A 16,933-nucleotide genomic window follows, 5' to 3' on the forward strand; every position below is an offset into this window, starting at 1 on the left:
AGTAATATATTCGATTGATTAATTGCCTTCTAGCTGAGGCAAAAGGTCTATTTGCTGCAATGGATAAGGAATGAATCGATCCTCATCAGAGTATCCAGTTAGTTCACTAGTCTTACCATGACGAACCAAATCATAAAACCTGATTCCCCATTCCATACCAAATTCTGCAAACTTTTCATCAAGTACATTATCCAATGTTACACCTGACAAATTGCCCAGACCAGCTCTTGATCTCACCGCATTCACAGCAGCATCTGCAGACATTACAGAACTGCTTGCACCATTGATCAAAGCCTCAGCATGCATTAACAATACTTCAGCGTATCGAATACAAATGAAGTTTTTGTTCGAACCGTAATCAGTTCTTCCTGGAATCAGCTGATTTGATGGTAAATAATGCTTACCACTTGAGAATATCGCTCTAGGGTTGGCACTGCCATCTGTAGTTCCCCATACGTCATTATCTCTAGTAGTATTACTGATGAAAGTAGGCAGAGTGCTGTATCCTGGTTGTGCCTGAAGACTATCGATACCTTCATTAGTGAAATTGACACTGGTTTCTAAACGAACGGTCTCACCACGATCGATCATGAACTTGATATATTTCATCGATGGCTCCCAGAAGCCCCATCCACCACTTGCCCCGGATACTTCCGGAGTCCAGTTATTCGGACCGAAAAATGCATGTAAATAACGAACAGCATCACCGGAACCCTGTCCAAAGTCAGAGTATTGTAGCTCTAGAATGTTTTCATTGGCAAGCTTACCTGGTGTTTTAAAAAGTTCATAGTAATCTGCAAATAGGCTAAACTGACCAGATTGAATAATCTGCGAGGTGGCATCAGCAACTCCTTGCCAATTTTTCATTTCTAAATTGGCCATTGCTTTTATAGCCAACGCAGTTGATCTGGTTATTCCACCCTTTACAACAGGATGCTGATTTGGTGCAACATCCAACAGTGAAGGCATCGCCTCATCCATTAAGTTTGAAATGTATGCCATCGTTTCCTCAAATGAAGTCACTTCAGAATTGTACAAATCTTCGGCTTGTGAACTAGTAGGAATCAAAATACCACCCCAAAGTCTCGCAAGAAGCAACAATTCATATCCTTGCATCACGTTTATTTCCGCGATGTACTGCTGTCCAACACCAGGATCATTGGAATTTGCGTTGAACTTTTCAATCTCTTCAATGGCTGCATGCCAATTGATAATATCAGAATACAAATTCAACCATGTAGAGTTGTACATCCAGAAAGAGCGACTATATCGAAATGCCTCGGTTTCCAAAAGTGGTTCTTGATCTCCCTTCGCATTCACATCATCACCTCTTACTGAGAGCAATGGATATGTTTCCCATTGTAAATTGTACAGGGTATAATATGCTCCTTCTATCAGTTCCTTACGCAAACTAATATTTGTGTAATCAATGCCAGATTCTACAACAGTATCCTCTTGAGGATTATCTAAAGCTGAATCACATGATGGAGCTAAGAAAATGACAGCTGCCATCAAAAATACGGTCGTGAAAAATTTATAAGATTTCATGTCTTTGGTCATTTTCCTGATTAAAACTTAAGATTTAAGCCAGCTGTATAAACAGCAGGTATAGGATAGGTCTGACGATCAATTCCACTTGCAACTTCTGGATTAAAGCCATTGTAGTTGAAAACAGTAACTGGACGCTCAGCAGTGATGGTGAACTTAGCATCAGGCATGTTTTTGCCGAATAAAGTTCCTCCACCAAAGTTGTAAGACACTCTTATGTTTTGAATTCTGAAATACGATCCATCTTCCACAAAGTAGTCACTCATCGCCTGGTTATAACCTTTTCTTAATCCAGCGGCAGATGGATATTTATTGGAAGAACCAGCACCGTCCCAAAGGTTATCCACTAATTCGGCATCCAGGTTAGCATCAGTGGTAAAGATGATTTCTCCTCTTTTTCTATTTAAGATTTTGTGTCCTGCCTGACCTTGGAAGTTTGCGCTGAATTCAAATTTCTTGTAGTTCATTCCAAGATTAAAACCATAAGTGAATTTAGGCAGGTAAGAACCCAATACAACTCTGTCCAAATCGTCAATAACTCCATCCCCATTCTGATCTTTGTATTTGAAATCTCCAGGTTGAATATTAGAATCAGTAACAAACTCATCTAATAAACCACTAGTAGCTATTTCTTCGGTAGTTTGGAAAACACCTTCAACTTCATACCCGTAGAATGCCTCCAAAGGAGATCCAATGATAGAACGTTGTCTGAACTCCGCAGAACCACCATCAAGGTATTGCTGACCAGCTAAAGAAGTAACTTCATTATTAAGTGTCGCGAAATTGATCCCCACATTGTAGTTGATCACATTTCTTATACTGTTATTCCAGTTCGCAGCAAACTCAAATCCTTTATTTCTAAAACTCGCGGCGTTTCTCTTTACTGAGGCTCTAACCAATGGAAGAATCACTGTCAAAACCGCATCTTCAGTGTCTCGGATATAATAATCAGCATCAAGAGACAAACGTCCTTTGAACAAAGTGGTAGTAACCCCAACATTTGTTTCAACAGTGGTTTCCCATCTATCCAGGTAACTATATTGCTTAATAGCCACAACACCTGTTTCCAAGTTGTCATCAACTGCTAAAGTATTTGCCTGGTAAGTAGGTTGTCCCACTGCTGCAGCAACTCCTGCATTACCAAGTTTACCCCAGCTACCTCTCAACTTTAAGAAATCAACGAAATTGAGGTCAAAGAATGACTCTTCTGATACAACCCATCCAGCACCAACAGTCGGGAATGTTCCCCACTTCTTCTGAAACTTGTTAGTACCATCTCTTCTCAACGTTCCATACACCAGGTATTTGTCCTGATAGTTATAGGAAAGTCGTCCGAAATATGAAGTACCATAAAATGTTGATCCTTGATCCCCTGAAGCAGTTCTAGTAATCTCCTCTCCTGGGTTAGTATAGTACCAAAGCTCTTCATTGTCGAAGCTTGGGTTCACATATAAGCTATCCCCTTGCAAGAATATTTTGTTGAAAGATTCCGAACGATAAGAGTAACCAGCCATAGCAGATATACTATGACTTCCAAATGTCTGATTATAGGTTAGTATGTTATCCCAAATCTGATCAAATGAAGTCTCATTTGATTTGTAAAGACTTGATTGGTTAAATGAAACACCATCATTGTATTCGAAATTAATGTTTCGAATATTCAAAGCATTGTATGTGTAGTTGTAGCTAGTCTTGAATGATAATGTATTTGGAATCAACTCGATATCTGCAAAGAAGTTACCTAATATTCTTGCCGCTTTGTTTTGATCGTCATTATATAACATATTGAAATATGGGTTCTGACGACCTCTGTAACCAAGATTCTGAGCATTGGCCAGTTTGTATGGAGTTGCGTTCGTATTCGTTTCATCATAAACTGGAATCAGAGGAACAGCAAAATACGTATTGAACCATACACCACCTGGAGCAACATGCTGTTCAGATTGTGTAATGTTAACATTCCCTTCAAGGTTTAACCATTCTTTGACGTTCAAGTCAATTTTAGTTCGGAAATTGTATCGCTCATAAGAGTTCTTAACTTCCTCAACCAAGCCCTCTTGATTAAAATAACCCGCACTCACAGAGTATCGAGAGTTATCTGAACCACCACTTGCCGTCAATGTATGACTTTGAATTGGGGCATATGATTTTAGTACTTCATCATACCAGTCTGTGTCTACAGCTGGATAGTTTGTGTTTGATCTACTACGACCATATCGTTGAAAAGCATTATTTACAAAAGAGGCATCGGCGTTGGCTCCAGTAGCTAAAGCATAATCAACAAACTGCTGAGTATTAGCCATCTCCAATACATTCTGAGCAACTTGCAAACCCCAATAACCATCATATGTTACTGTTGCTTCCTGATTATAACTCCCTTTTTTGGTTTCAATAAGAACAACTCCATTTGCCGCCTTCACACCATAAATGGCTGCTGCGGAAGCATCTTTTAAAACAGAAATTGACTCAATATCCGCAGGATTTAAAAAGTCAATATTGTCAACAAACATTCCATCCAGAACATACAAGGGCTTAGAATCACCTTCCAAAGTCCCAACACCTCTTACACGTACTGTAGGTCCAGAGCCCGGGGCACCTGAACTCACAATCTGTACTCCTGGTACTTTACCCTGAAGTGATTGCATAGCCGTACTTGTTGGTGTTTTGGTGATCTCATCGGCCTTTACGGTGGTAATTGCCGAAGTAAGATCTTTTTGACGCTGAGTACCATAACCTACCACTACAACTTCTTCCAGTGCTTCTATGTCAATGGACAAAGCGACATTAATTGTAGTTCGATTATTTACAGCTTGTTCCTGCGAGGCATAACCTACGAAGGAGAAAATCAACGCAGCATCAGGGTTAGATACACTTAACTGATAGTTTCCGTCAATATCAGTTATTGTTCCATTTGTGGTACCCTTTTCTACTACTGTAGCTCCAATAAGAGCTTCGCCTGTTTCAGCATCAGTCAGTGTACCAGAGACACCAACACTTTGGGAAAAACCCAAAATTGCTGTCAGCATAAAAACAGATAAGAAGAGTATTCTCATATTTTGAATTAATTGATAATTGATAACGATTGCACGATGCAACTTTAGAAGATTATCAAATCAATTCAAAAAAATTACAAATTTTATATCTTAGAATAATGCAATTATTAAAGCAATTTATGTTTTTAAATAAACTCTCCATTTAACGCTTTAATCTCAAAATTTATTTTTACTTAAATTTTAATTAAGCCTTTTTGAAGTTGTTAGTATCGCTTTAATCTCAATAATTTAATATCAAAAAAATTCTTTTAAAAATACAATTGTATTTTACCCCAAATGAGGGATATCCTCAAGGTTTTTGAAAATTTCGTTAAGATTCTCCTTTTCATTATCAGTTCTTGAATGAACACGCTTTCTAAAGTCAGATATGGTATTCATTCTTAAATCAAGAATTTCTGATAATTCTGTTAACGTATGACTGTTTTTGTTGAGAGTTTCGTAAAGGATATAAAATGCTTTTTCCAGTGGAAAACGTAACCCATGAAACAATGTATTGGTGGTTGGAGACTCTTGATACCCACATTTACTACACCTTCTACTATATGGAACACTTCCCTCACTGTAGTGATAATTTTCACACCGATTACACTCATATCCTGCAGACCACTTGCGCTTACTTAGTGCTTTTAAACACGAATCCTTATCAGGAAAAACATCCTTAAACTCAGGATAACTCAACTCCTTATTCTGTAGTCGCTCGCGCTGTATTGTTTTAATGTTATTTCTAAGTCGATAATTGTCCAAATCGAGCAACGAATTGATTTCAGATATCTCCTTCTTTTGAACGGACAGCAACTCATTTTTTTCTTTGAGCTCGACAGTTCGCTGCTCAACTAATGATTCCAATTGCGCATTCATTCGGTCTTTCAGCTTGGCATTCTCTTCATGTTGAGAAATGATTCGCTTAAGAGCTCTATCTCTATTTGCTTTCAAAATCCTTACTCGATCACTCAATGCGAACGACAGAAATAGCATCTCAAAAACAAAGCAGATGTGCAAACTGTAATAACTCAAAATATAGAAAGGAATCACCGACCACATCAGCAAAGCCTTCAATATGAAACCCAGGAACAGAAAACCAAAAGCTACAATAAAGAATCGAGCTGGCTGATAGCCTCTTTTATAAACTGAAATACTTCCCACGAAGATGATCGTCAAAGGAATCAATTCAATATTCCTAAATTGAAAGAGATGATTAGCAAAAAACAAGGCATACAAAAACAAAGCAACTCTCAAACCTAGAACCCAATTCAACACCTTATTAATCTTAGGTGATCTAACAGAAAGATTTAAGAATTTCTTAGAGAAGAGAATTGCCCAGAAAATGATCAAGAATAGAGCAACACCATGCGCAATCTGATTCCACTTCGGGCTGTAAGTCCAGATATATTGATAGCCTATACCATCTACCGCCAACCCAAAAAGCCCAACACTCAATATATAAAAGGTATAATACAGGTATTTGATCTCACGCATTGCTGAGTATATCAGCAAATTGTACAGTGAGATAATCAAGATCATTCCATAGAGAATACCATAGAGGTAATATTCAGCTAAGGCATACTCCACAAACCAGCTATAACTACGAATTGCTACTCGAATATCAGCATATTCATGACTAACTACCCTGAAATAAACCAGGTAATTCCCGGTCTGTGATAGTCTGATTTGAAAGTTCTTATGAGCAATTGGCTTCTCCTTAAAAGGCAGCATATCCCCTACCTGATAACTGGTAAATACACTATCACTTTGATGACGTATATGAACAGATAGGGAATCAATAGTCTGATCAAAAAATTCTAATAAATAGCCCGGATTGGATTCCTGAACAATGAGCTTGAGCTTCACCCAATAAGCCGAATTGGTATTGTAGTCCTGCGGCACAAAATTCAAATCCTTATTAAATCTTGCCTGAAAATCAGGATCTGAAACATCCTGCAGTGTTAACATCCTACTTTTATCCTCCATAAACTCCATTTCGGTGATTTTCAACTCAATCTCAGAAGTTTGGGGAGAGATCAATACAGGAGTAGAATAAAGGAGTATATAATATATGTAGGTCAACATGCTGCTAAAACGTGTTTCAAAGATAGAAAAATCCAAAACGTTAAATTATGTATGCACACGTAAACCATTTTGGGTCAATGTGCATTATATCACAGTGTAGCTGACAAAACCTTTGACATGGACTTCAGCTTGATTAACATTGCAGCAAGAATTGATAAATAATGGAGATTACCAGAGAAAATATATTAGTTGCTTTAAGTGAAGTACAAGATCCAGACCTTAAAAAGGACCTTGTTTCACTGAACATGATACAGAATATTCAGACAACAGGTGACGTCATCAAATTCACAGTGATGCTGACTACTCCTGCTTGCCCATTAAAGGAAATCATTCGTAAAGATTGTGAAAAGGCAATTACAAAGCACTTTGGTGAAGTAACAACAGAGATTGAAATGTCTAGTAATGTTACAACGACAAGAATCAGCACACCATTGTTACCTGGTGTTAAAAACATTATCGCTGTAGCTTCTGGTAAGGGTGGTGTTGGAAAGTCTACTGTAGCAGCGAATCTTGCTGTAGCATTAGCAAAGACAGGTGCAGAAGTTGGTTTGATTGACGCTGACATATTTGGTCCATCAGTTCCTACGATGTTCAATTGTGAGCATGAGCAACCCAACGTAACCAATGTAAACGGTCAGAATAAAATTCTTCCAATCCAGCAATATGGTGTGAAATTGATGTCTATTGGATTCTTAGCTCCACCAGACAATGCTGTGGTATGGCGAGGACCTATGGCGAGCTCAGCTTTGAAACAATTCTTAAGCGATGCAGTATGGGGAGAACTTGACTATTTATTAATCGATTTACCTCCAGGAACCAGTGATATACACCTTACCCTGGTGCAAAGTGTACCTGTTACCGGTGCTGTTATTGTCACTACTCCTCAAAAAGTAGCTTTGGCCGATGCTCAAAAAGGAATAGGAATGTTCAAGCAGCCTCAAATCAATGTTCCAATTATGGGTATCATTGAAAACATGGCTTATTTCACTCCTGAAGAGCTTCCAAACAATAAATATTATATTTTTGGAGAAAACGGCGGTAAATCGCTAGCTGACAAACATGATGTACCTTTGCTAGGGCAAGTACCTATTGTTCAAAGCATTAGAGAAAGCGGTGACAGTGGTTACCCAGCTGTACTGAAAGATGATGTAACCGCAGAAGCGTTTAAGAATCTAGCTGAGTCCGTAGCGCAACAAGTTGCAATCAGAAATGCTAATCAAGCCAAAACCCGAAAAGTTGAAATAAACACCTAATATGGAAGACCTACATAGTCGTATAGAAACAGCCTTAGAAAGTATAAGACCATACTTGAAAGCTGACGGTGGCAACGTGAAATTTCTTGAGGTGGACGACAATAATGTTGTCAAGCTAGAGTTATTAGGTAGTTGCGGTAGCTGCCCTATGTCTGCTATGACCTTAAAAGCAGGTGTAGAAGAAGCTATCAAAAGAGTTGTCCCTGAAATCCAAGGAGTAGAAGCAATAAACCTAACATCACCAGATGACCCTAATGCTAAACTTCCAACAACCATGATGTAAGGAATGAGAAAAAGCCTCATTCTGATTATACTATCCTTTTGGCAGCTGCATGCCTTCGCGCAAGAGCGATGTGCTACTATGCACCTACCTCAAAATATCAATCGACTTGAATCAGAAACCGGGTTCGAAGAGTGGTTGATAAAAGTTAAGCACGAAAAAACACTTTCAAGAACCTCAGATGCGTTTCAGTCTTCAACGTATCAAATACCAATAGTTTTCCATGTCATTCATGATGGCAACAATGTAGGGTTCGGTACGAACATTTCCGAAGATCGAATATTACAACAGATTGACATTCTCAACAATGACTTTCGTAGGTTGAATGCAGATGCATCACTAACACCTGCCGAATATCTGGATGTTGCTGCTGATGCAGAAATTGAATTTGTATTAGCCAAACAAGACCCTGAAGGTTTACCTACCTCAGGGATTGTTCGAGTGGAAGGAATTAAAAGTAGCTACAGTCAGTCAGAAGCGGGTATTCTGATGGCACAGAGTTACTGGCCCAGGGATGAATATCTTAATATTTACATTACTGATATAACCGGAGGTTTTCTAGGGTTTGCTCAATTCCCTTTTTCCAACCTTTCAGGAATTGCTACAGAATTCGAAAACTATGATTTAACGGATGGTGTCGTTCTGGACTACAAATGGGTAGGTAATAACCCTGGGGCTGGAAGTTTTGATAGTTATGGCCGAACTGCGACTCATGAAATCGGTCATTGGCTCGGGTTAAGACACATTTGGGGCGATGGAGGCTGTGGGTTCGATGATTTTTGTGATGACACACCTCTTGCAGGTTCCTCAACATCAGGATGTCCAGACGAAAAGGTTACATGTGACACTCAAGACATGATCCAAAACTTCATGGACTATACCGATGATGTGTGCATGAACTTGTTCACGGTATGTCAGAAAGAACGGATGCGAACAGTTCTGGAATTTAGTCCGCGAAGAGTGAAGCTTTTGACTTCTCATGCTCTAAACGAGCCGGTAATCGCTGATTTAGATTTGGGCATTAAGTCAGTTGCCTCACCTATTCAGTCGGACTGCAACTCCAATGCTACTCCACGAGTAGAGATAAGAAACTATGGTAGCAATACTATCAACTCCTATTCAATAGCCTTTTCCCTAAATGGCTCGCTTCTAGAGACAAAAGAATTCAACAGTAGCCTAAGTGCTGGCTCTACTTCTATCGCAAGTTTTAGCCCTATAATATTAGATTCAGATATCTCTAATGAGGTGCAGTTTGAAGTAGTTTCAGTGAATGAATCTACAGACGGGAATGATTTAAACGACTCAAAAAGTCTGACAATAGCTCCTTTTACGAGCATTGAACCGCCGTATTTCGAAGACTTTGAATCCAACCAAAACTACTTTAGAGTTACTGAAACGGGAGAAACGAGTAATTGGACTTTCGTCAATGCACCTTTCGAAAGCCCGGACAATCAAGCAGTCATGGCGCCATTCTACAATCAATCGACCAATTTTGGAGTGAAGGACATGCTTCTTACTCAAACTCTTGATTTATCCGGACTAGCTTCTGCCCAGCTGTCCTTTCAATATGCCTACGCATCTAGATTGCAGGAAGGAACAAGCGACTATTATTTGGATGGATTAATTGTGGCGATATCAACTAATTGTGGTGCCGATTTTACTCGTCAAAATGTCATTTTTGAGCGGTATGGCAGCTCATTAGAGACATACGGTTCATCCAACTCAGCCTATTATCCACTCAACCACGCCCATTGGGATGAAGTAACCTTAAACATTACTCGTTTTGCAGGACAATCTGAGGTTCAAGTTGCGATAATTGGCGTAAATGGCGGTGGAAACAATTTATTCGTAGATGAACTTTCCGTAAACAATGCCAATCTATTGGCCTATGACATGGGCATAAGAAGTTTGAGTAATGAACCTGTCATTACTTGCAAAGAAACTGCCTACCCAATACTAGAGGTAAGAAATTATGGCTATCAGGAAGTTGATAAATTAAATCTGGAACTCACAGCTAATGACATGGTTTATGAGGTAATATATGAAGATCTAAACCTTAAATCAGGTGACTCTGAAACACTTACCATTAACCTTAATAATTACTTACAAAGTGGGGAGAACTATTTCAGGTTCAATGTTACCAAACTAAATGACATTAATGATGAGCGTAGCGCCAACAATAGCATCGATTTCTACACACTCGTTGACTCAAGTAAAGATTTAATACCAATCAAAGAAGATTTCTTAAATCAAAAATGGCTCACCTTTTCTCCAGATGGGATGAACCAATATGACAACATTACCATAAATGGAGATCCGGCATTGTACACTGACAATTATGGAAGCGAGGACTTGGTTGAAAGCTGGCTAGTGACACCTTCCCTTTCAACAGATGGCCTTTATGAAGCTTCTTTACAATTCAAATATTCTTATGCTGAACGTCAAGGGTTTAATGATAATCTAAAAGTATTGCTTTCTTTGGATTGTGGAGTAAGCTACGACATAGAACTTTTAAGTCTTAACTCTGCCCAGTTGGCTACCACTACCAGTAGTGTAGAATGGACCCCTCAGGTGGAAGAAGACTGGAAACTTCAATATATCGATTTGAGTGACTATGTCAATTGGGACAACCTAAGAGTGGCCTTTGTCTTTGCTAATGGAAATGGAAATCGTCTCTTCCTCGATGATATCAATTTCTATAGAACTAAAGATCCAGATATTCCAGATCTGGATGCTTTGAAAACCATGCTAGCTGTATATCCCAATCCGGCTGTTGACAATTTCTCTGTAGCATTCAATTTCCCTCGGAGACAAGATGTGTACATCCAACTTGCTGATATGAGTGGGAAAGTAGTTTACAAAGAGCGATATAATAATGTCTTAAATGACAAGTTTGTATTTCAAGCACCATCTCAAAGTGGATTCTATGTGTTGCATGTGAAAGGCGCTGGTATTGAACAGTCCAAAAGAATCTACATTAAGCATTAGAGTTTCCCAGATCCATTTAATTTTACCGCATGAGGATAGGAATAATTTTCGGAGGCCAATCGCGTGAGCGAGAGATCTCATTTGCTGGAGGAAGAACAGTCTACGATAACTTAAATAAAACGCTCTTCACTCCTGTTCCGATATTTGTTGATAGTCTAGGTAATTTCATTTTACTGGATTGGAAATACTTATATAAAGGCACGATTAGAGATTTCTATCCCTCTGCAGAAACCTTACCACCTAGTCCTCATTTTTTCCAGGTATACGCCGAGTCTCTAACCAACTCAGAAGCAATCAATCAAAGCATCGCATCTGTTGGTAAAAAACTTCAACCAGAAGACCTTAAAGAATTAATTGATTTTGCGTTTCTTACGCTTCATGGTCCTTTTGGTGAAGATGGAAACATTCAAGGCATTTTGGAGTGGTATGGCATTCCCTTTTCTGGGGCAGGAATACTTCCTAGCAGTATAGGGATAGATAAAGAAATTCAAAAGAAGGTATTGGGTACCGCAGGATTTGCCACACCTAATTATGAAACGGTACTTCGTGAGAAATGGCAAAATTCACCTGAAAGTGTCATTAAGGATTTAGAAAGCGCTTTTTCTTATCCTATTGTCATCAAAGCTCCTCATCAAGGCTCCTCAATTGGTGTAAGTATTGCTCAAAACTCACAGGAACTATCAGCAGGGTTGAACAGGTCATTCTTCATTCAAAAGATCGACCCAAAAGAATGGCAAGCTAAGTCTGATACGGAAAAAAGAAACTTTCTAATCTCATTTACTGACATTAGAGAAGGACTTGGATTTCCAGTTTTAACTGATTCAGGAACTATTCATCATCCAGAAGATCTTTGGACCCTACTCGATAACGCTTCTGAAATAGTTGAATTACAGTCACCAGATGGTGAAAATATCGTTTTGGTAGAAGACTTTATCAAAGGAAAAGAATTCTCTTGTATTGTCATTCAAGCACCAAATGGTACTCCAATCGCTCTGCCTCCAACTGAAATAAAGAAATCGTCAGACCTGTTTGACTACCGTTCTAAATACCTTCCAGGCATTAGTCGTAAGGTTACACCGATTGATTTGCCTCAAGCAGACATTTTGAAAATTACCGAGCAGTGCAAGAAGCTATTCTCATCACTAAATAGCCAGGTTTATGCTCGTTTGGATGGGTTTTATACTGCAAGTGGAGAAATATTCCTCAATGATCCTAACACAACTTCAGGGATGCTCCCTTCTTCTTTCTTCTTCCACCAGGCGGCAGAAATTGGATTAAATCCTTCTCAGTTTTTGACATATATCATCTCTGAGAGCATCAAAGCTAGGATTCAATCTGGAAAGCAGCTCTTCAAACTCAATAGTCTTTACAGCAGCTTAAAGAACTCGTTGATTCAAGAGTCTCAACATTCCGCAGACAAAATCAATGTTGCGGTAATTATGGGAGGATTCTCATCTGAGAGACATATCAGCGTAGAAAGTGGTCGTAACATTTTTGAAAAACTAGCTTCATCCAGCAAATATCATCCAATCCCTGTTTTCTTAACGGGCGATGAGTCGCAACACTTGCTCTATCAGCTGCCGATTAACATCATGCTGAAAGACAATGCAGATGACATCAAAGAAAAGGTATCTCATGCTGGACTTGTTCATGAATACACTCAGAAAGTACGCGAAGAAGCTAAGGAGATCATCAACGCCTTCAGTTCGTCCGAAGCCACTACACTTGAGGAGCTAACTTATAAATCACTAGCAGATCGAGTGGAATTTGCCTTCATAGCATTGCACGGCAGACCAGGTGAAGATGGTGCGGTCCAGGCAGAACTCGAAAAAATCAATATTCCTTACAATGGCTCTGGAGTTGAAAGTTCTCAAATATCTATCAACAAGTTTGAAACGAACGAACTACTTCAAAAGGAAGAAATTCTAGTTGCAGACCATCAATTGGTCTATGAAGACGAATATAGAAAGTCTCCAGAAGGCTGCATTTCGAATCTTCTAGATAGATTCGAACTACCACTGATCGCTAAACCAGCAGATGATGGATGCTCTTCTGCCGTGAAGAAAATTAAGACCAGAGAAGAATTAATTGCCTTCTGTGAAATGATGTTCAGACCAGAACCTGAATTTCTGGCTGCACCCATGGAAACACTCAAATTAAAACCAAATGAAGAATTCCCTCAAAAGAATTACTTTCTGGTAGAGTCTCTCATTGGCCCCAATGGAGCTGATAAGTTTTTAGAGATAACAGGCGGTATGCTCACACACATTTCTGAGTCTGGTGAGATTGAGTTTGAAGTGTTTGAGCCTTCAGAAGCTTTAGCATCTGGTGAAGTGTTATCGTTGGAAGAGAAATTCCTTGCAGGTGAAGGTCAAAACATCACTCCTGCTCGCTTTGGAGAGACATCTGAAGATTATGATCGTGTAGCCAAAGAAGTAAAGGCTACACTAGAGAAAACAGCTCGAACGATCAACGTGGAAGGATACTGTAGAATAGATGCGTTCGTTAGAATATTTGCTGAAAAAGTAGAGACTGTGGTAATTGAAATCAACAGTTTACCAGGGATGACACCGGCTACAGCCATTTTTCATCAGTCAGCACTCAATAACATGAAGCCATATGAGTTTATCGATAAAATCATCGAATATGGTTTTGAAAAGAAAAAGATGATAAAACCGGCTTAGACCAAGCAAAGTCTTTTGCTTATCTTCGAAGCTATAAGAAAACCAGTAGACTGCATATGTCAATATTACAAGTGAACTCGTGGAAAGACCTTCTCATCCATCTAGGAATAATTCTAGTGATTGGATGCCTGTTACTTTTAGGGTTTTTCTACTGGTATCTACCAATGAGTACCAATCATGGTGAAACAATCACTGTTCCGGATGTCCAGGGAGTGGCATTAGCAGATTTAGATGACTTTTTAGAGTCTAGAGATTTACAGTTTGAAGTAACTACTGATTCTGGTTTTTCTAATAGTCAAGCACCGCTTACCGTCTTGAGACAGTTCCCATTACCTAATAGCAAGGTAAAGGAGAATAGAAAAATCTATGTGACGCTAAATGCACAAAACCCTCCGTTGGTAAGAATGCCAAAACTAGTGGGAGGTTCAGTGAAAAATGCTCTCCTTGTGCTCAAAACCTATGACTTGGAACATGCAGGAACAAAGTATGTAGAAGATTTGGCGTTTAACTACGTACTGGAGCAACGAATAGATGGTAGACAGATTCTAGAAGGAGAAAAAATCCCAAAAGGATCTAAAGTAGAGTTGATTGCCGGCAATGGCTTAGGCAATCAAGCACTAAACTCTCCTAACTTGTTAGGTCTTGATAGTGAAAGTGCTCAGTTCGCTATTGTAGGTTCAGGATTAAAAATTGGTGAAATCAAATACGAGAAAGAAGGAAAAGCCGTTATCAAAGTTGTTCAGGGAGATGATGTAGCATATCGCAAAGAATCCGTTGCTCCAGGGTCCGTTTTCAAACAATCTCCAGATGTAGGAGATGCCATGAGACTTGGCCAAATGGTGGACATCTGGATTTATCAACCTGATTCGATTAATACGAAGCCAACTTTGCTCGACGAACAGTGAGATTAACCTTTTCTATCATAGCATTGCTCTTTTATGCGCAGTTGTTTGCTCAATTCGAGTTGAAGCCTGTAAAGCAGAAAAAGCACCTTCTTACGAACACAGAAAGAACTTTACAACTTCCCTTTTGGGATGATTTCAGTCAATCAGGGGATTCACCAGACACCTTGCTATGGCTACACGGAGAAAACATTTATGTCAATGCTACCATTGGGCAAAATGCACCAACTTACAAGACGGCTACCTTTGATGGACTAAACAGTATAGGCAATGCCTACAACAAAGACAGTGAATTTAACACAGCAGGTGACAGTTTGGTCAGTCAACTAATAGACCTTAGCCAAATCGTATCTGACAAATGGAATACCGTCTACTTCAGTTTCTATTGGCAGGCAGGTGGATTTGGTGAACTTCCTGATGAAAATGATTCATTGACCGTATTTTTCAGAGCGGTGTCAGACAACCCAGACCTGGCCTATGATTGGGATTTGGTGTTTTCTCAATCTGGCGGCACTTCAAATGAAACCTTTGAACAAGTGCTTATTCCATTGGACAGTAGTGATTACTTTCATGATGCCTTCCAGTTCAAATTTGTCTCCTACAGTAGTCAGAGAGGTCCATTTGACACCTGGAATGTGGATTACATCTACTTAAATGAAAATAGAGATGAGAATGATTTTGGTGAAAGAGATGGAGCTTTAACAGGGTCACCATCCCTGTTATTTGCCCCATATTATGAATTGCCATCTAGCGTATTTTATGCGAACCCATCACAGTACCTAAGCAATCAAATGGTACAATTGAAAAATTTGGCAACGGACAGAACTACCAATTCTTCCTACTCATATTTACTCCAAGATCTCACTGCCAATATAGATTATGGAACATATTCTGGATCAGCTGAAACAGGGGTACTGGAGTTTGAGGAAATCACAGATATTAACATCCCTGAATTCACATCTTTAGTTATTTCACCGATTGAAGAGCCAGAAGACTCTACAGTGATAGAAAGTACTTTTATTTATACCTATCGTGAACCAGATCAAATAGATGTACTTTACGAAACGGATAGAAATGGCAACATTGTATTAACAGATATTAGCAAATATGTCAATGATACCATCAGATCCAGATACAACCTTCATAACTACTACGCATATGATGATGGCTCAGCGGAATTTGCCCTAGCAATTAATGCTAAAGAAGGAATGGTTGCTGTGAAATATGGATTAGGTGAAGCTGATATTCTAACCCACGTGGATATCTTTATTCCAAGTATAGCTCCTGACAATGTTGGAAAGTCTCTTGATATTTTAGTTTGGAGAGATTTAACCGATGATGGGATTTTAGCACGAAAATCAATCATCGTATCTGAACCATCAGGTATTAATGAATTTACCAGAGTACAGCTCTCTGCTCCTGTTGCTGTCAACGACACCATTTACGTTGGTTACGAACAAATAGTCGAAGATTACCTCGGTATTGGGTTTGATAGAAGCAATACGAATGCAGGTCAGTACATCTATTCTAACGTCAGTGGTGATTGGGAACAAAACACACAATTTGAAGGTGCATTGATGATACGGCCGGTTTTTGCCTATGATTCTGCCTATCAATTGTCTGCCAAACCAAAATTAGAATCCCCAATTGTATACCCCAACCCATCAAATGGAATAATTAGCATTTCTGGCAAATACAATTATGTGCAACTTTATAATCTTGCAGGAGAATTAATCTTTGAAGAGCAAAAGTCTGAGTATCATCAACTTCCAATTGTAAAAGATGGAATATATTTGTTGCGAATCGCCAATGACAACAACATCAGTACGCAAAAATTAAGGATACAATATGAATGACATTCTTCCTAACGAACTAAAGCATCGAATGGATCAAGGCGAACAGCTGACCATTATAGATGTAAGGGAAAAATGGGAATTTGAAGAATATAACATTGGCGCAAAACTCTTCCCCCTCTACGAATTACCAAAAAACTTACCACAACTAGAAAAGCTTAAAAACGAAGAAATAATAGTTCATTGCCAATCAGGTAAAAGAAGCAATCAAGCTCGAAAATACCTGCAAAAAAATGGATTTATTAAAGTTCGTTCGCTTTCCGGAGGCTTAAACGCCTTCATAGATAACTAATGGCATTATTCTT

At 39.0% G+C, this 16,933-nt stretch carries 10 protein-coding genes; 7 read left to right on the plus strand and 3 right to left on the minus strand.

What is annotated here, in order from left to right; translation table 11 throughout:
- Positions 1-18: 18 nt before the first annotated feature.
- From NXS00_RS03420 to NXS00_RS03430, 3 genes are all read right to left on the minus strand, one after another.
- Positions 19-1,548, minus strand: a complete 1,530-nt coding sequence (locus NXS00_RS03420) for a RagB/SusD family nutrient uptake outer membrane protein (protein ID WP_258097713.1) — start codon at positions 1,546-1,548, stop codon at positions 19-21.
- A 20-nt stretch (positions 1,549-1,568) separates the two neighbouring features.
- Positions 1,569-4,601 carry a SusC/RagA family TonB-linked outer membrane protein gene (locus tag NXS00_RS03425; RefSeq protein ID WP_258097714.1) on the minus strand — a complete coding sequence of 1,011 codons (3,033 nt, stop codon included), beginning with the start codon at positions 4,599-4,601 and terminating at the stop codon, positions 1,569-1,571.
- Positions 4,602-4,868: 267 nt separating this feature from the next.
- Positions 4,869-6,668, minus strand: coding sequence for a 7TM diverse intracellular signaling domain-containing protein (locus NXS00_RS03430; RefSeq protein WP_258097715.1), 1,800 nt, complete (start codon positions 6,666-6,668; stop codon positions 4,869-4,871).
- Positions 6,669-6,829: 161 nt separating this feature from the next.
- On the opposite strand from NXS00_RS03430, the gene NXS00_RS03435 reads away from it, so the two are divergent.
- From NXS00_RS03435 to NXS00_RS03465, 7 genes are read left to right on the plus strand one after another with little or no spacing between them, the layout of a single operon-like run.
- Positions 6,830-7,921, plus strand: coding sequence for an Mrp/NBP35 family ATP-binding protein (locus tag NXS00_RS03435; protein WP_258097716.1), 1,092 nt, complete (start codon positions 6,830-6,832; stop codon positions 7,919-7,921).
- Between the two features lies 1 nt (position 7,922).
- Positions 7,923-8,204 (plus strand): NifU family protein, encoded by a 282-nt coding sequence (locus NXS00_RS03440; protein ID WP_258097717.1) that lies wholly within the window; start codon positions 7,923-7,925, stop codon positions 8,202-8,204.
- 3 nt (positions 8,205-8,207) lie between these two features.
- Entirely contained in the window at positions 8,208-11,189 is a 2,982-nt protein-coding gene (locus NXS00_RS03445) for a T9SS-dependent choice-of-anchor J family protein (RefSeq protein WP_258097718.1), read from the plus strand.
- Positions 11,190-11,218: 29 nt separating this feature from the next.
- Positions 11,219-13,873 carry a D-alanine--D-alanine ligase family protein gene (locus NXS00_RS03450; protein ID WP_258097719.1) on the plus strand — a complete coding sequence of 885 codons (2,655 nt, stop codon included), beginning with the start codon at positions 11,219-11,221 and terminating at the stop codon, positions 13,871-13,873.
- Positions 13,874-13,929: 56 nt separating this feature from the next.
- Positions 13,930-14,778 carry a PASTA domain-containing protein gene (locus tag NXS00_RS03455; RefSeq protein ID WP_258097720.1) on the plus strand — a complete coding sequence of 283 codons (849 nt, stop codon included), beginning with the start codon at positions 13,930-13,932 and terminating at the stop codon, positions 14,776-14,778.
- Positions 14,775-16,631 (plus strand): T9SS type A sorting domain-containing protein, encoded by a 1,857-nt coding sequence (locus tag NXS00_RS03460; RefSeq protein ID WP_258097721.1) that lies wholly within the window; start codon positions 14,775-14,777, stop codon positions 16,629-16,631. Before NXS00_RS03455 ends, NXS00_RS03460 begins: the two co-directional genes overlap by 4 nt.
- A complete protein-coding gene (locus NXS00_RS03465; RefSeq protein WP_258097722.1) occupies positions 16,624-16,920 on the plus strand; it encodes a rhodanese-like domain-containing protein in 297 nt (98 codons plus the stop codon). Before NXS00_RS03460 ends, NXS00_RS03465 begins: the two co-directional genes overlap by 8 nt.
- Positions 16,921-16,933 lie beyond the last annotated feature (13 nt).

Source organism: Marinoscillum pacificum (assembly GCF_024714495.1).
GTDB classification, from domain to species: Bacteria; Bacteroidota; Bacteroidia; order Cytophagales; family Cyclobacteriaceae; genus Marinoscillum; species Marinoscillum pacificum.